9 protein-coding genes are annotated in these 18,235 nt (G+C 47.8%); 7 read left to right on the forward strand and 2 right to left on the reverse strand.

Annotation, left to right across the window (positions count from 1 at the left end; all coding sequences use genetic code 11):
- Positions 1-219: 219 nt before the first annotated feature.
- Entirely contained in the window at positions 220-1,347 is a 1,128-nt protein-coding gene (locus M3P05_RS01750; RefSeq protein ID WP_249697514.1) for a hypothetical protein, read from the reverse strand.
- Between the two features lie 292 nt (positions 1,348-1,639).
- On the opposite strand from M3P05_RS01750, the gene M3P05_RS01755 reads away from it, so the two are divergent.
- Together M3P05_RS01755 and M3P05_RS01760 are read left to right on the forward strand one after the other, a co-directional pair.
- Positions 1,640-7,960: a hypothetical protein gene (locus M3P05_RS01755; protein ID WP_249697515.1), complete on the forward strand. Its 6,321-nt coding sequence runs from the start codon at positions 1,640-1,642 to the stop codon at positions 7,958-7,960.
- The gene (locus M3P05_RS01760; RefSeq protein WP_249697516.1) at positions 7,957-8,211 is read left to right on the forward strand and encodes a hypothetical protein; all 255 of its coding nucleotides are present in this window, start codon (positions 7,957-7,959) and stop codon (positions 8,209-8,211) included. Before M3P05_RS01755 ends, M3P05_RS01760 begins: the two co-directional genes overlap by 4 nt.
- On the opposite strand, the gene M3P05_RS01765 is transcribed toward M3P05_RS01760, so the two are convergent.
- The gene (locus M3P05_RS01765) at positions 8,183-9,058 is read right to left on the reverse strand and encodes a LysR family transcriptional regulator (protein WP_249697517.1); all 876 of its coding nucleotides are present in this window, start codon (positions 9,056-9,058) and stop codon (positions 8,183-8,185) included. The genes M3P05_RS01760 and M3P05_RS01765 overlap by 29 nt on opposite strands.
- Before the next feature lie 494 nt (positions 9,059-9,552).
- Between M3P05_RS01765 and leuC the strand changes: the two genes are divergently transcribed.
- The 5 genes from leuC to M3P05_RS01790 all read left to right on the forward strand — a co-directional run bounded on the left by leuC (position 9,553) and on the right by M3P05_RS01790 (position 17,998).
- Positions 9,553-10,986 (forward strand): 3-isopropylmalate dehydratase large subunit, encoded by a 1,434-nt coding sequence (gene leuC / locus M3P05_RS01770; RefSeq protein ID WP_249697518.1) that lies wholly within the window; start codon positions 9,553-9,555, stop codon positions 10,984-10,986.
- Positions 10,983-11,633, forward strand: coding sequence for a 3-isopropylmalate dehydratase small subunit (gene leuD / locus M3P05_RS01775; RefSeq protein ID WP_249697519.1), 651 nt, complete (start codon positions 10,983-10,985; stop codon positions 11,631-11,633). Before leuC ends, leuD begins: the two co-directional genes overlap by 4 nt.
- Before the next feature lie 23 nt (positions 11,634-11,656).
- Positions 11,657-12,748, forward strand: a complete 1,092-nt coding sequence (gene leuB, locus M3P05_RS01780) for a 3-isopropylmalate dehydrogenase (RefSeq protein WP_249697520.1) — start codon at positions 11,657-11,659, stop codon at positions 12,746-12,748.
- A 14-nt stretch (positions 12,749-12,762) separates the two neighbouring features.
- Entirely contained in the window at positions 12,763-13,887 is a 1,125-nt protein-coding gene (asd, locus tag M3P05_RS01785) for an aspartate-semialdehyde dehydrogenase (RefSeq protein WP_332841989.1), read from the forward strand.
- A gap of 205 nt (positions 13,888-14,092) precedes the next feature.
- Entirely contained in the window at positions 14,093-17,998 is a 3,906-nt protein-coding gene (locus M3P05_RS01790; RefSeq protein WP_249697521.1) for an OTU domain-containing protein, read from the forward strand.
- The last annotated feature ends 237 nt before the right edge of the window (positions 17,999-18,235 follow it).

An 18,235-nucleotide genomic window follows, 5' to 3' on the forward strand; every position in this document is an offset into this window, starting at 1 on the left:
AGCAGAAAGTAGCTGTAATTAGGGGTTTGTACTGCCTTTGCTGGAGGGTGAAAATCAATCACTAGCTCTGATGTAGCATTACCACTTGTTTTTACTGGCAAGGGTGGTCTTTGGATACGGCAAAAGCCAGTGGATCATGCCAGACAGGGCAAGAGACAAATTTGTGATATGCCCACCCCGAAAAATGAAAATGCAGTGGGCACTTTCATGGTAAAAGTGTTATTCGTCATCATCTGCTTCGCTCAGGGATAATTCTTTTATCATATCGATTAATTGATCAGTTTTAATAAGTGATTCCGCCTGATCGTATTCTTGTTTCTCAATATGTGAAATCAATGTAGACATGTGCTCAAGTTTTTTAGCAACAGTTTCGCTTCTCCCCTGGGGCATCTTTAATATTTTGTTTTTGCAGCGAATAGTGAGAGTGTTGGCCGCAATATGATGGCTAGGTTTTTTTTTGAGTTCTGCAATAGAACTCTCAAGAAAAAGCCTGACATGGGCCAGAGTGTTTAATAGTAATTCTTGATTTGGGTTGATTCGAAAAAAATCAATATTTTTAGCTACTAAATTGTGTATGGTTGCCGGATCCAGATAGTCTGCCACGCACTTCGTCTTTCGTGTTAAAAAATCTGACATGTTGACTTCTTCAAATTCCCCCAGCGGGATTATATCTGCAAGCTTATCCCTCGCTAGACAACCCTCTTCTGGCTTGGAGTTTATAAGGGCAGTCAAGACTTTTTCATAAGCCTCTACTAATTCGTAGAATTGATTTATGTCCGCAACAGGGATGAGTGCGATGTGCTTGCTTAAGCCATAACCGAAATATGGAAATGATGTGAGCGTGGCATGGTTTTCCCTGCCATGTCGTCTGGCTAAAGTTGTGTCGATAGATTCTTTCGCCACCACTAAATTTTCTCTCATATCAAAAGATATTGCTGGAAATTGCCCTCTCTGTCGAATAAAAGAATCGATCTCCTGGAACTCCTGCAAGACTGTCTTTGCGGCTTCATAGTAGGTAATTATGTTGTCAAACTGGGATGCAAATTGCTCTGAGGAATCTTTGGTTACGCTGCATCCAAGTTTTGATGGGATGATATCCTCTACATCGCATTCATCGCAATTATTCCTTTTTCTTTTTCGTTTTAATCTTTCTTCTTGTAGGACTGATCTTTGTGTTAGCGGAGTTTCTGGGGGAGGAGTTGCTCTCTCAGTTTGAATAATTTTCGTGGAAATTGCAGTGGGAGATAATTCCATTGCCTGGGGGGGACCTTCCTCGCATGGGGGAGGATTCCCTGCCATTGTCTGGCTGGTTGGACTGCTCGGATTAGTTGGATTGGTTGTAGCCATTAGTGTCCTGCCCTCAAGAAAAAGATTTGTCGTTAAATGGAAAATAAGACAAAACTTACTGCTACAAGTTTTTCTGTTCGCCTGACAATTAAGTTGGCTTGGCTGATTATTGTCAGAGTAAAACAAGAGGAAATAAATTAAGAATGAGTTTATTCCTTGCCCGTTAATAATGCTGACTGTCTTGTTATCCAGCGACTGTAAACCTTCTCCTTTCCCCTATGTCTTATATAAAGTGTTGAGGTTATCCAATGCGCAGAAACTCATAATAGGTGATTTCAGGAAGATCAAAGCTATGGAAGGCAAATCAAAGATATCTGCTGTGCAGCAGCATCCATTACCGATCCTGTCCAGCAGGAAGCGTTCAGCGACTTCTTCTTCTTCTGATTCGAATACGCTGCCACCGTCACAAAAGACGAAAACTGACCTTGCCACCGGCAGTTGCACTGTTCACTATACCGTCCAGGGTGAGACTCCCCTTTTTTCTCTCTCTGGAGGCAGGCTCGCACCATCTGACAATGATCTGCGGCTTTGCTTTCGCCCAGAACCAGCCTTATTGCCATCCGTTCTGACTTATGAGATCCAGCAGCTGGGGGAAAAACTGTTCTTTCTCCAGGGGGTCAGGTGTGAATACGATGCCTCCCTGCAAAAGCTGACCCTTGATTTCACCCGATGCCAAGCTAAAGGGGGGGAAAGATGTCAGTTGCCACTGATTCTCTGTGGGCACCTCAAAAACAAAAAACCTTTTACCGGAGATAAAACGAACTCCCCCTCCTATGGGTCGGGGAAGATGGTTATAGATCTGAAACTCGGAGAGGTTGTCTATACGCCTGCCAGCGGCAACGACATTCTTCTCAGTCTGCCTGACATCAGCTCAGGTAACTCCGTATGCTCTCCGGTAGAAAGGCTGGTGCATATCTACCACCTTCTTCTGCAGCGGGCTCTTGGTGAGGTCTTATATAACCAGCGCATGTTGGAACGTATCCAGTGCACCCTGAACAATCAACAGAAAAAGGCACTGCTGCACGAGCTTTCCAGTTTTGACCGTCTGACGACAGAGGATCCCGACCGTCTCGGTTTTCGGCTGGTGATCAAAGAGCATGAAGATGGCCTGATGCTGAATCTGGCTGACCTTGATCCGGATATCGCCCGACGGGTCTGGGGCAGTTGTAACCACGGCGAACTGTTGCAAAAAATCAAAGGGCTGCTTGCCGACATCATCCCGGTTGAGTCCACGGGAGACAATGACCTTGTTTTTCCCGTATCGACACATCAACTGGCAGACTGTTTATGCCAGGATGTTGCTTATACAACAGGCGTTGCTTTTTTGGATGACCAGGGGCGCATTCTGCGGGCACCTTTTGTTCTGGCATGGGAACACCCATGGGCTTCTCCCGGGGGGGAGTCGAAAACCCGGCTCAACCCGTTACTGGGGGCGCTTGTGGAAAGTCATGCCGAATCCGGCATTCTTCCCGCCAATCTCGGATACTGGCACCGGCTGGAACGGGACGGTCACCAGCGAAACACTGAAAATGCTGTGTATGTTGTTGAACCTCCCGGCTATGACTGCTCGGAAGGTATTCATGACCCCGGAGATCCCATCCTGGAGTTTGATAACAGCCAGTGGTGCTGGTTTGATTTTGCCGGGATACGCCGTGGCCAGCTTGGTGAGCGCCCCCTTCGCAGGGAATGCAGCGATATTTTCTCCTACCTGGCCTTTGAGCAGAAACGAATCAGTACAGCCCTGCAGATCCGGTTCCCTGATGTGACTGTGCATGTTAGCGGTGCCGATGCTGATCTTGCTCCTAATGATGCCTGCCACGGAGTCACACAGGCAGAGCCGGGGGCCGGATACACTCCTGGCAGTGATTTTGGCATTGTCACCCTGACCGCAATAGAACCCAAGTCTATCAAAGCGCTTGACCGAGAACTGAATGCGAAGAAGTTGCAGTTTGAGACAGTGACTGAATCCGGCCAAACCCTGTTCAGGGTATTTGATAACCCCTATAGCATTTACAAAAAACTCGGCCAGTCAAGCCAGCTTCCCCGGCACCCCCTTCGGGCTGGCACCCAATACCCCTCTCCTTATTCAATGCCAGCCAAAACACAGGCAGAGCCCCCTTCCCGTCTGGGGCTGGGCGAAGCCTTAAAAGAGCTGCACTCACTCAGGGAGAAACTGGCGGTCAGCGTTGTGCACAGACAGCATCAAAATCCTCACCAGGCTTCCATGCCAGGCACCCTGGAGTCTCTGTATCCACTGCATATCGACGATTCAGGGGCCGGGCTCTATTGTGACAGTACCACCGGTCGCTGGTATTACCTTAAGCCGTGCGAGGATCGTCATGCAGCCCGCAGTGAGGTGCTAATGGCCAGGCTGGCACAGGCTTCAGGCCTGCCGGTACCGGAAACCGGCCTGATCCCCCACAGGGAGCAGTCATGGGTGATCAGTGCCTGGCAAAACAACCTCCAGGCCGGACAGCAAAGCCTGCTCAGCGCTGACCGGCAGCAACTGGCCCGCCTGTTTATCACAGCTGCCTGGCTGGGCAATCGCAATATTATCGGAAGAGGCTCTGACCATGCTGCGCTGGGGGATGACGGCTGTATCTATGGCCTGAACTGGTCCGGTGCCGGTTATTTTCATGGCAACCGTAAGCGCAAATCTCCTGATGATGCCAGGGGGTTCTTCGGCACCGTGTTCGAGCTGGAGGATATGTGCAATCCTGGCAAGCACCGCCATGCAGCCCAGGTCTTTCAAACGCTGGCCGAAGAGGATGTCGCCAGTATTATTCCCGAGTTCCTTGAACAGGCGCACCGGCAGGTGGCCGACCTGGTTCGGGAATTCGGTCCGGAAAGCGAGGGCGAACGCCGCTATCTGGAAAACACACTGTATGATCGCTTGTGTTATCTGGCCATACGCTATCCTGCCAACCTGCCGGCAATCACTGGTTCGGAACTGGCGGCCATACACTGCCAGGGCATGCCCGGGATTGAGCGACCGGTAGTCAGTCAACACATTCGTGACCAGCGCTTGATCATCGGACACCGTTTTAATCAGCAGGGTGAAAAGGAAACCCAGGTCAGCATCCGGCTCAGCCCGGAAAAAACGACAGAACTGGCCAAACTGCTGGAGCTGGGCCAGGCCCACCATGACCTCAGGGACAGGCTTGAATACTTTCTCAGCTACAGGATGAACGGCAAGGTAATGACCAAAGCCCTGCGCAGCGATATCGAAGAAACTGCAAGCATGGCAGAAACCCTGAAAAAGCAGCTGGAAACCGGCGGCAGCCCTATGTCTTGGCCTTTGACCGAAGAGATGACCGAAGAGACCAGCCCCAAACCGGCCGATTATATTAGCAAATTAAACACGTGTATTAGCAAATTAAACACGTTATCAGCGACTCCCGCCGGTACAAAAATAACCGCTTCATATGATGTTAAGCCTCCCCCTTTACCGGTATACCTGCCCCGACGGGTACGGTCTGACTGGACGTTTACCCAGCCGGTTTATGAGGTGAAAAAAAATCAAGACACGGGGGAAAGAGAGTGGCATGCCAGCGGTAAAGCTGAAATCCCATTTGCCGGGGATATATGCCTGTACCGGGTGACACTGGAGCCAGGCTATTACAATAAGAGCCTTGCCTCTGAGTCCCGAACCATTTGCCTGGAGTTCCATGCCCCTGACGCTGACGCCTGCTCTTTTGACGGTTGCCTGCGTCTTGTTGCCACCGGCCAGGATAAACAGACCCTGCTGGCATTGCTGCAATGGCTTGACGATTATGGGCTGGATACCAGGCGGCCAGACACCTGCCAGCAGCAGCAACATTTTGAGCAGAGGCTCCATGAGTGGGAAGATGGCTCTGCCAACAGGCAGGTTTCCTCGGAGAAGCCGTGCTGGCAGAAGCACACCTGCCGGATCAATGGCCGTAACATTCCTCTGTTACCCGTCTCAAAACAGATGGATCAAACCCGACAGCAGCAGCATCGTCCGGTACATGAGCTTAATTTCCACAGGGGTACAGACAGCGTGCTGGGTAAACTGCTTACGACATCCGCTACGCTGCTAAATTTCACCGACAGGGTCAGTCAGGGGCAACGTGCCGATGGCATCGGCAATAACAGCAACATAACAAATAATGGAGCCAATCTTGTCTATACCCATTTTCAATCAAGGGATCACGCTGAGCGTCAACCTCATCTGGTATTCAAGCCCTGGCTGCTGAACCGGGCTGACTCCATCACCATAACGGAGTACGCAGGGCAGAGCCAGAGCTGGTATAAGCGTCATGAACAACGGGATCGGAATACCCTTCAAGCTGACAACTATCGGCAATTCAATTTCACCCGCCCCGTCAGCCTGCCGGAATCACTGGAGAGCATTAATGTAGAATTCAGCCGGCAATATCAGCAGGTGTTGAATGTATTCAAGGGGGCGGGGTTTGATCACTGGCCGGATGGCCGCCCAGTGCAAGAGCTGATCAAAGTGACCCGAACCCTGAAAGAGCAGTACGACGATTATTGTTCAAGTAGCGCTATCCCTTCGTGGATGAAATATATCATCCAAAATGCGGGTTTTGATCAGTTTCAACAACTGCTACGGGTCAACCCCGAGCTGCATCTCGGCAACCTGGTCAGTCTGGAAAATATTTTTATCCATGACCTTAGGTTGACCCATTGGGATCTGTCCCGCGTCTGTTTCCGTAATACCCGGCTTGAAAGAATAACACTGGTTAACTGCGAGATAGCCGGTGCAGATCTGTCCCAATGCAATATCAAGGATGTGTGCTGGGAATACACCGACCCGAGCGCCCATAAAGTTGATTTAGCCTGGATAGCTGATGCCCTGGAGCAGGAACTGGTTAACGGCGGCAATCCGCAACAGTTCAATAACCTTATTCGGTTCAATATTGACGCAGGGCGTCTGGAAAAAGCCTTGCAGCTACTCAAGGTACACGAAGGGTCGCTTGGTATACCCGGTATTATCACGCATGCTGAAAGAATTTTGCTGGCGAAGGATGTTGATTGTCAAAAACTACTGGACTGGCTGCGTAGCATAAGGCGCTCTGCAAGTCAGAGCGAGTTCATGACTCTCAAGTTGAAATGTGCAATAAGAACAGATGATGCCAATATGCTGGCAACCTATCTTGAGGAGTTTGATCAAGATGAGCTTGCCCGGGCTTTCAGGGGGCTTGATGTCGATAACCAGAAGATCTGCTGGTTGCATATCAGAGAAAACGTGGAGTCCAGCGGCAACTACAGCATCCTGAACATGCTTGTTCGGCAGAAAGAAAATCTGTCCTTGCTGGAAATCTGGATGAGCGAGAAAGAGCATCCGGCACTTCACCGTTTATGGCTGATCAGTCAGGCCAGCACAGATGTTGAGCCAGAGGTGCTCATTTGCAAAATGCAAGAAGCCTTTGCGCGCTTTCCTGAGGCTGAAGAACTCGGGAGCATGACGCTTGCGGATCTGATCGGTATCGGATCGTCTATTAGCATTAAGGATCGGCTGGCGAGTAAGGGTGAAACCAAAAAGCTCCTGGAGCTGTTGGATACGGAGAGAAGTCAACAGAATACATATCGCAGATATAGGGTTGTCTATGAAAAAGCGCTGGCACTTTGGCCGGGTAACGCTGAACTGTACAAGGAATACCTGCAGCGTATCTTCCAGCACAGTTTAAAGCTTGACGGGAAAGGTGAGGTTTATGATAGTCCTTCCGAAAATGCCCTCAGGGTTTGCAGACAGGGGTTGAATGCATTCAAATCTGAGCCCGAGGAGCAAAAGCATCTGGTTCTCCTTTGGTGCGAAAAAGTCACCGAACCGTCGCAGCTGACAACGAAATTGACCATGATCCACAAATATTTCAGCCCGGATGAAGCCTGGGAGAAACTGAGCGCTATCAGGTCTGCACTTTTTGTCGGTCCTTCTAGTTATGACGAACACTATTATTGTCCGGCCTTCTACGAAAAAGCTCTGAAACTTTGGCCGGGTAACGCTGAACTGTACAAGGAATACCTGCAGCGTATCTTCCAGCACCGTTTAAAGTTAGACGGGAAAGGTGAGGGTTATGATAGTCCTTCCGAAAATGCCCTCAGGGTTTGCAGACAGGGGTTGAATGCATTCAAATCTGAGCCCGAGGAGCAAAAGCATCTGGTTCTCCTTTGGTGCGAAAAAGTCACCGAACTGTCGCAGCTGACAACGAAATTGACCATGATCCACAAATATTTCAGCCCGGATGAAGCCTGGGAGAAAATGAGCGCTATCAGATCTGAACTTTTGGTCGGTGGTGCTACCCATAAAGAACGCTGTCATTGTGCGGCCTTCTACGAAAAGGTTCTGGAACTTTGGCCGGGTAACGCTGAACTGTACAAGGAATACCTGCAGCTTATCTTCCAGCACAGTTTAAAGGTTGACGGGAAAGATAATTTTCATAATAGTCCTTCCGACAATGCCCTCAGGACTTGCAAACAAGGATTGCGTCGGTTCAAAGGGCAGCCGGAGGTGCAAAAACAGCTGGTTCTTCTTTGGTGCAAGCAGGCTGATACATCGCACTCGAAAACAAAAGAGCAATTCATCCAAAAATACCTGAACGCGAGCGAAGCTCAAAGCCTGGCTATATGACGAACTCTTCAGGAGCTTTGTTGTACCGCTCAGATGTTGGGCATTTCATCGGTTATGGAGCAGGTATAGCTTTTGTTATTCCAGCGGCATCTGCAAGTATTTATATACCCGATAGCTTTGTTGCAAACTGTCCAATGTGGCAGATGAATGGGTATCCTGAGTTTGTCGTCTTAATAGGTGTGCTTGATAATCTATTTCCTTCTCCAGAAGGTACTGCACTAACTACAGGCATTGGTTTTTTAAAAGCGTAATCAATGCTATTCCGGCGTTGGAGAGTGTTCTGCTCTGGTGATGAAGGTAACCAAGAGTACGATGTACTGAGATTCCTTCCGGAGTAATATCGCGGAGACTGTCGTCAAGCATGGTCTTTGGCAGAACACTCCAGGCTAACCCTATACTGACCATCATCTTCAGTGTTTCCAGATAATTGGACTCCATGGCGATATCAATTTCCAGGTGCTGGGCATTGAAATAGTCCATCACAATTCTTTTTGTGAAGGTGTTATCTCCCGGGAAAACAGCGGGATGTTGGCTGATATCCTTCAGGGACAAATTCTTTTCACTGGCGAGGGGGTGGTCTTTAGACACTGCAAAAACCAGCGGGTCATGCCAGACCGGGCGGGAGACAAATTTGCTTTTATTCTGATTAGGAGAAAGCGTAATAATTCCCAGTTCAATTTCACTTCGCTGCACAGCCCCGTAAGCCCATTCGGAATCGACAAACCTTATGTCCAGCGAAACATCCGGATAATGCTGTTTAAATGTTTTCAGAACAGGTGGAAGCCTGTGAAGACCAATATGGTGACTGGTGGCAATACTCAGTTTACCGGCCACATTGCCTGAAAGGTTGGTCAGAGCCAGGCGGGTATCATCAATATCCTTGAGGATATGGCGTGCCCGTTCTATCAAAAGTACACCAGCCTCAGTTGGCACAACAGAGCGGCCAACCCTGTCGAACAGCTTGATTTCCAGCTGACTCTCCAGCAAAGCAATTCTTTTGCTGATGGCCGGCTGGGTCAGATGCAGTTTTTCACCAGCCAGAGAAAATGAGCCAGTTTCGGCTACTGCGAGAAAGGCTGTCAGGTTCTGGCTGTCCATTACATTACCCCAAATTTTTCGAGCTGGCAGATGATAATGTGTTGGTGGGGTTGATATCCAGAGTTTTAACCTGTAATGAAATCACAACAGGCCCTAAGCTTCTGGTCTTGAACAACTTGCCTATGTACATCAGATGTTTCCATACCTTCAAATTCTCTTGAACTCTCAGCGGTAAACCTAAACAAATCCGTGTTTGCGGTGTCAGCAAATTTGAAGGTCAATTTTGAATCCATCTTTCATATTTCCCAGTGAAAATAATTTGTCACCTGTTTGGGCATAAGACATGGCTTAATGCTTAAGTATCCGCAGTTTGAATAACAGTAGAGTTAGCTTTGGCGGTTCTTGCATGATCAAAACATGAGAAAGTGAATAAGCCTTGTCCTATTCCAAATAGTTATAGAATAAATTAAAAAGATGAATTTGTTTTATCTGGAGGGCTGCCTTAGGATGCATAGGTATAAATACAAAGCAGAAGTTGCCGGAGGAGGTGCGCTGTGGTTGGTAGAACGCTCTATGACAAGTTGTGGGATGACCATCTGGTAAAAAGCCGGGATGATGGTTCTGCCCTCCTTTATATAGATCGTCAGCTGCTGCATGAAGTTACATCCCCTCAGGCTTTTGAAGGCCTGCGTCTGGCCGGGCGCAAGCCCTGGCGGATTAACGCTAATCTGGCTACGCCTGACCATAATGTGCCAACAACAGTCAGCGAGCGAAAGGAAGGTATTGAGGGGATCGTAGACCCTGTTTCCCGAATTCAGGTACAGACCCTGGATGACAACTGTGATGAGTTCGGGATTGTCCAGTATGCCATGAAAGATATCCGCCAGGGTATTGTTCATGTCGTAGGCCCAGAGCAGGGAGCCACTCTGCCGGGAATGACCGTGGTTTGCGGGGATTCCCATACCGCAACCCATGGTGCATTTGGAGCGCTGGCACATGGTATTGGTACCTCGGAAGTCGAACATGTTCTGGCTACCCAGTGCCTGGTCGCGAAGAAAATGAAAAACATGCGCGTCAGGGTGGAGGGAGAGCTGGGTCGAGGTGTCACTGCCAAAGATATTGTACTGGCGGTCATCGGTAAAATCGGTACAGCGGGGGGGACTGGCTGTGCGATCGAGTTTACTGGCAGTGCAATTGAGTCGCTGTCCATGGAAGGACGGATGACTATCTGTAATATGGCGATTGAGGCCGGGGCCCGGGTCGGGCTGGTGGCAGTTGATCGCAATACTATCGATTACGTTAAGGGTCGTCCCTGTGCTCCGACAGGTTCTGACTGGGAAGCGGCCGTTGATTACTGGCTGACCCTGCACACTGATGTTGATGCAGTATTTGATTATGAAGTCGAGCTGGCTGCTGAAGATATCAAGCCCCAGGTGACTTGGGGTACCTCTCCGGAAATGGTTGCTGCCGTTGACCGCTGTGTACCTGATCCTGAGCAGGAAGACGATGAAACCAAAGCAGAGGGAATTCGTCGTGCACTTACCTATATGGGGCTGGAAGCCGGTCAGGCATTAACATCTATCCAGTTGGACAGGGTCTTTATCGGTTCTTGTACTAACTCCCGTATTGAAGATCTTCGTGAAGCGGCGGCTGTTGTTAAGGGCCGTAAGGTGGCTGAGACCATCAAGCAGGCCATGGTTGTCCCAGGTTCCGGTCTGGTCAAGAAGCAGGCCGAGGAGGAAGGGCTTGACCAGATCTTTATCGAAGCCGGTCTGGAATGGAGAGAGCCGGGTTGTTCCATGTGCCTGGCCATGAACGCAGATCGCCTTGGGGAAGGTGAACACTGTGCTTCAACATCCAACCGCAATTTTGAAGGACGCCAGGGATTCGGAGGGAGAACCCATCTGGTCAGTCCGGCCATGGCCGCTGCGGCAGCCGTCACTGGTCGTTTTATCGATGTGCGCGATTTGATGGAGGAGTCAGCATGAAAGCGTTTACCAGTCATACCGGCGTGGTTGCGCCACTGGATCGTGCCAATGTCGATACCGATATGATTATTCCCAAACAGTTTCTGAAGTCCATCAAGCGTACCGGCTTTGGCAAGAACCTGTTTGATGAACTGCGCTACCTGGATGAAGGCAAACCGGATCAGGATTGTACGGGGCGTCCGCTGAATAAAGAGTTTGTCCTCAATCAGCCACGCTATGCAGGAGTATCTGTCCTGCTGGCCCGTAAGAACTTTGGCTGTGGTTCAAGTCGTGAACATGCGCCCTGGGCATTGGACGACTATGGTTTCCGATGCGTTATCGCCCCCAGCTTTGCGGATATTTTCTTTAACAACTGCTTCAAGAATGGTTTGCTGCCAGTTGTTCTTGACGAGCAAACAGTTGATCAGTTGTTCTCCGCCTGTGAAGCGCAGGAAGGCTATAAGCTGACAATTGATCTTGAACGTCAGGTTGTGGTGACGCCTGAAGGTGCTAAATTCGCATTCGAGGTGGACCCGTTTAGAAAAGAGTGTTTACTGAAAGGCCTGGATGAAATCGGTCTGACTCTGCAGGAGTCAGCAACCATCCAGACTTTTGAAGTCAGCCACGAGAGAAAGTTTCCCTGGTTGTTTGCGGAATTAAGAGACTAATAAGAAGTACGGGGAGTCAAAGAATGAAAAAGGTTTTGATCCTGCCTGGTGATGGTATCGGTCCTGAGATTACAACTCAGGCCGAACGGGTTCTGGATGCAGTCAATCAGCATTTCAATCTCGGCATATCGACCCAGCATGGGCTTGTGGGCGGTGCAGCTATTGATGTTACCGGTGTTCCGCTGCCTGGTGAAACGCTGGCTGCGGCAACAGAGTCTGATGCCATTCTGCTGGGTGCTGTCGGTGGTCCCAAGTGGGATAACCTGGAAATGGCACTGCGTCCGGAAAAGGGCCTGCTGGGTCTTCGTTCCGGTCTTGAGCTGTTTGCCAATCTGCGTCCGGCAATTCTCTACCCCCAGCTGGCTGATGCATCTTCACTGAAACCGGAGATTGTCAGTGGCCTGGATATTCTGATTGTCCGGGAGCTGACCGGTGGTATCTACTTTGGCCAGCCCCGTGGTATCCGCACCCTGAACGATGGTGAACGACAGGGTTATAACACCTACGTTTACAGCGAGTCAGAGATCGAGCGCATTGGCCGTGTCGCTTTTGAGGCGGCCCAGAAGCGTGGTGGTAAACTCTGTTCCATTGATAAGCATAATGTTCTGGAAGTTACCGTGCTGTGGCGTGAAGTGATGGATCGCCTGGCTCCTGAGTATCCGGATGTACAGCTGTCACATATGTATGTTGATAACGCGGCCATGCAGCTGGTGCGGGCACCCAAACAGTTTGATGTTATGGTGACCGGCAATATGTTTGGCGATATTCTCTCCGACTGTGCTGCCATGCTGACTGGCTCGATTGGCATGCTGCCTTCTGCTTCACTGGATGCCAATAATAAAGGTATGTATGAACCGGTTCACGGTTCTGCACCTGATATTGCCGGTCAGGATCTGGCTAATCCACTGGCGACCATTCTCTCTGTGTCCATGATGCTGCGTTACTCCTTTGGTGCTGTTGATGCGGCTGCTGCTATTGAGCAGGCGGTCAGCAGTGTTCTTAATCAGGGTGTTCGTACGGGTGATATCTTGTCTGAGGGTTGCGAAAAAACCGGTACCCGTGGTATGGGTGATGCCGTTGTTAAAGAGCTGATTCAGGCATTGAGCGAGGTATAGACAGGGTGAATGCTGTGAAGAAAAAGGTTGGACTGATCGGGTGGCGGGGCATGGTTGGTTCCGTCCTGATGCAAAGGATGGCGGAAGAGGGTGATTTTGCCAAAATTGAACCTGTCTTCTTTACCACCTCCCAGGCAGGACAGCCAGGGCCTGCCCATCTTGTTGGCGACAATGCTTCTATTCCGGCGCTGAAAAGTGCGTATGAGGTTTCCGAGCTGACGGAGATGGATATTGTCATCTCCTGCCAGGGCGGAGACTTTACCGGTGAGGTTTATCCCAAACTGCGTGAAACGGGATGGAATGGTTACTGGATTGATGCAGCATCCAAGCTGCGCATGAAAGATGATGCCGTGATTGTCCTTGATCCTGTCAATCGCCAGGTGATTGATCAGGCCCTTGAGGATGGTGTCAAAACGTTTGTTGGCGGTAACTGTACTGTCAGCCTGATGCTGATGGCAATGGGCGGTCTGTTCCGGGAAGGTCTGGTGGACTGGACCAGTGCCATGACTTACCAGGCTGCCAGCGGTGGTGGTGCACGTCATATGCGTGAACTGCTGAACGGTATGGGAGTGATTCATTCCTCGGTAGCCGAAGAGCTGGCCAATCCAGCGTCAGTCATTCTTGATATTGATCGCAAGGTTACGGAAACCATTCGTGGCGGTCTGGATACCAGGGAGTTTGGTGTACCTCTGGCCGGCAGTCTGATTTCTTATATTGATACCCAGCTGGATAACTTCCAGAGCCGTGAAGAGTGGAAAGGGCAGTCCGAAACCAACAAGATTCTTGGCCTTCAAAGCAACCCGGTTCCGGTTGATGGTCTCTGTGTGCGTGTCGGTGCTATGCGCTGTCACTCCCAGGCCCTGACAGTGAAGCTGACCCGCGATGTTCCACTGGCTGATATTGAGTCCATTCTCGGTGAAGCCAATGATTGGGTCGAAGTCGTTGCCAATAACCGTGATGACTCCATGCACAAACTTAGCCCGGCAGTGGTCAGTGGCTCCATGCACGTACCCGTTGGCCGCCTGCGTAAGATGAATATGGGGCCGGAGTATTTGTCTGCTTTCACTGTTGGGGATCAACTGTTGTGGGGGGCTGCAGAGCCTTTGCGTCGAATGTTGAATATTGTGATAGCTGACTAATGCATGGCCTCAATGAGTTTGACACTTGGCAGGTAATCATCTGCCGAATCATACTTGCTGTTTTCCACCCTGCTGGGCCGTCCTGCCAAGAGCAGTTTTCAGGCCATCCCAAGCTTTTGGGGACAGCAACTATGACACGGCAATCTCACTGATATGATGTACCAGCAGAAAAATTCAACGAAACCAGTGTAATTTGGTTGATTGAATGTTGCGTATAGTTCTTGCTCTGTCAAAACCTCTTGTTATGTTGTTAAGTTTTGCATCTTTTGCCAATTATGATGAAGACAATTGCTGGTACAAAGGTGTAACGGAAAATGGCCGCAATGCAGCGGTGTGGTCTGGGGGTACAAAAAAAAATGAGTTTCGTACCAATTTCGAGATGCTGCAGCAGTTGCTTGAAGAATATCAGAGCAGTTCCCCTTACTTTATTCCTGCCCTTATTTCTGATGCTTATACCTATATTTTGCAAAGAGCAGAATGCTTAACCCAAGAAGAAGTAGACTGGTTAGTATCGAATAAAGACCAACTTGAGCAAGCTGCCAAAAAGACCCTGGAAGATGTTATGGCTTGGCGAGTGACTCCTTTTGTTAGGTTGCTTGAGAAGGAAACGGATAAGAAAGACCTTGATAAAGAATTATCTGACAGTAAACAGCAGGACTCAGAAAAGTCATCCAAGTTATTTGAGATGCTTTATAAGGGTGTCAGTGAGTGTCAATGTCCAAGCGAACTTGAAGATTTTTTAAGGTTGCGAAGTGATTCGCGGAAAACTCTTGGTCATATATCAGGTGATCTGTTTTCATCGCTTCAGGACTATATTAAGGATCGAGCTCAGGAGTTGACTGGGAGGCGATTTGGTCACCTCAATGATCAGGAGCGCGAAGAGTATCTTAAATCACTGTCCGACTTTTTGCGTAAACATCGTTTGATAAAAAATGAAATAGCGCAAGATGGAAACTGTATACCTTCCGCTTTAGCCTATCAGCTTAACCGTCTGAGTTTTTCCAAGGATCAATATACACCATCAGATGTACGGAAAGGTATTTCTCATCACTATAAATTACTGCTAAAAAAAAACCCGCAGCATATTTTGGTCACTGTTTTGGGGGAGAGAGGGGAGCAAAAACTTAGTGAGGATAAATCCTGGATGGAAGTGCAGCCAGCATTGATGCTGGCTGCAGATTATTACCAGTACCCCATGGTGCATATCTACCCAAGAAACCAACTTCCTGTCGTTGAAACTTATTGGCCAAACGGACAGGCAGTGGTCTTGAAGAATCCTTTTGAACGGGCTGTGATAATTATTCATAATGGTTATGGTCATTATGATGCAGCCGTATATCGGCCTGACTCTATTAATTCTCAGCCTGAATGTAAATCAAGGAAGAAGGCATTAAATAAAATAGAAATGACAGGGTCGGGTTCTTGTCGGAATCCTGTTGATATTAAGTATATTGAGAAGCTAAAAACTCTTTCAACAATTCATTCTAGAAACGTCTTAAATGTCGCGCAGACATATGATGTGGAGTTGAAGAGCATGGGCGAGGATCCGTTGGATTCTTCTCAAGATGTTGATGAGCTCCCTTCGGATACCGAAGAAGACATGATTGTGTCCAGAGGCTACAGGAGTGGGAAATCATCAGAGCAAATTATAAAAGAAAATATTGAATCATCACTTGAAGAATTAAGGAAGATAGTGGGAAAATTTCATAAAGAAAAAGATAAAAATGACTCGCCCTTGCATATCTATAAACTTCTTGGAAAGTGTCAAGACCAATCAACAGATTTTTTGCAGTTTTTAAATGGTTTTAATTGTGGTGATGATGTGCAGGTAGTATCTCCTGAAAATACTAAGGATAATCATGGTTTTTTTAATGTTCTTTCTGTTTTACTCAGAGCAAATGGAGAGGGTTTATTAGGGCAATCCAAACATTCCTTGCTGGAAGAAATAAACTGGATGAAAAGTGATGAGTATATATGGGATTTAATGAATATTATGGAATTAGAACAGAGGTGGATGGCTTTTTTTAATCTCCCCGATATTCTTACCAGTGTTTATCAGGCAGATGATCCTGTCTGGAGTCGTCCAGAACGTCTCTGGCTATTAGCTGTTCATCTGCAGAGAAAGATTGTGGTTCTGCTTCCATTCCTTGAAGATGGACGGTGTTCGGGGATTGTTTATTCACCGATGTCGGTTCCTGTTATTCTGGAAAGTGATCAATTAAGTCATATTGTTCACTCACTACAAACAGATGAATTACCACCATTATTGATGGCATATAATGGTTCTAAATGGCAAGGCATACTGCCAAAAGACATGGTAATTCCTGCAGATGAAACGATTAATGAGTTCAGTCCAGGTTCACAGGAAGAAATCGTACAGTCCATAACGACACTGAATCAAAGTAGTCTAAATCCGGAACTACGTTCTGTAATATCCATGCGTATTCTCAGGAAAATTATAAAATTGCGTCATCAAAAGAAATGGCAGGAGGTGGTTAGCCTTCTTGCTGATTCTGTTGACCACTTTCCAAAAGTATTTCGGGTTTTCTCCCGCTATTGTCTGGCGCATGCCTACTTAAAAATGGGTGATAGAGGGCATTTTTCTGAACAGCTAGCCAGTATCGAAAGTGATGTTGATAAACATGATTCTTATGCACAGATGAGGATCATTGCTCTAAAGCATTTGAGTAGAGTGCAGTTGGGTATGAATATCCATTATAGGGGGAGTAGGGATTTGGATAAAATTCCCAAGCATGATATTCGCTGCTATATACGTTATCTGGCATCAATATATGAAGATGTATTTCATGATTATTATAAAGCTACATCTTGCCTTAAATGGTATCTTGATAAGCATCGTGATGACTGGCATCTTGCCCTGAGTTTGAATGGTGTAATAAATTCATTAAAAGATTTAAGGTCAAAAGATAAATTACGATTTTACATGGCACCAATTCTGAAAAAATTGCATGAGATTTACCCTTGGAATTATAAAGTAACTATTGCTTACGCTGTAAGCTGTTCCATGAGTAGAAGGTGGGATAAAGGGATGGAGACACTTGAGGAAGCAGGGCTTGATATTGATAAAGTGTTAGAAACATGGCTTTCTATAGTGCTAAGGCGCGAACAATACAATAATGTATACGACCCGAATCGCTTTCATTTTCAAAAAGCCCGTGAATTATTAAAAAGTGCTCATCAGAAAACTCCAAGCCTCAAAAGAATGTGGGTTTGGCTGCATACTTTAGAGCCTGAACGCAAAAAAGTCAGGGAGGTAATCCCATACGCTGTAGAATTAGTTAATTCTACCTGGGGTACGAAGCACCATCATGGCAATATGCTGTCACTACTCAAGTTGTATGCAACAGTAAGATTCCCTTATCAACAGGATGAATTATCCCGTCTGTTGCGTGACAGATATGCAGAAAAAGGGCCTCTGAATGAAACCGCCTTGATCAATCACTACCTTTACCTAAAGCAATATGGACGAGCACTATGGAGAGCGGATCAGGCTGTTTGGCGCTGGCCAAGAGATGCCAATGCCAGAGTTCTGCAGGCGAGGGCTCACTTTAGATACAGAAGTCCAAGAACGAAGAAATTGATGGAAGATATGGAACAAAAGTTTTATATGTCTCCTGATCGCAACCGTAGTATGGGGATGGAGGCTGAACACTATTATGAAGAAACAAAGGATCCAGTAAAACAGTTTCAGGTTCTATCTGTAATAAATAACATCAGTCCGAAATTTGTAGCTGCAAGAGACAAACTTATCCGTGTTGGGCTGAAAGCTGGCATAAGATTGGAAGAACTGGGAGATATCGAAGGAGCATCTAATTGCTTTCTTCGTTCATTTTCCTGCAATGGTTATTGTCCTGACAGCTTGATATCAGGCTACAAACTTCTATTTCTATATGGTAAGCACAAAATGGATACGAAATTTTGGACTTTTCTTTCCAGATTTAAGACATACCGTAACAGTAGTATGCAGTGGCCGAAGTATTGTCGAGGGTTAGAAGGGGGTGATGTGTATATTAATGGGTTGAGTGCGTATGAGCGGACCGTGAGGTTAAGGGCAAGTGCTAAGGGGTTTCCCGTTGCGAAACCGAAATAGTGCCTGTCCGGAGGCTCGTGCATATTGGCCCCAGATTCCGCCGCTCCAAAACTTAAGTTTCTTTGGGAGATATGTTTCGTGGCTTGCTGTTTTTCTACGATGAAGTTAAGGCAGGAGCTCCCTGAAGCGAAATGGGTTTGTCTCGAGAATTTTTGTTTTCTGATCGGTTTTGTTTCCTGGTTAGTACGGGGGCTGTGTCTGTTGAATGCTGGGCTTTGCAAACACCTTCTTTGACCT

Source organism: Parendozoicomonas callyspongiae, assembly GCF_023502345.1.
GTDB lineage: Bacteria > Pseudomonadota > Gammaproteobacteria > Pseudomonadales > Endozoicomonadaceae > Sansalvadorimonas > Sansalvadorimonas callyspongiae.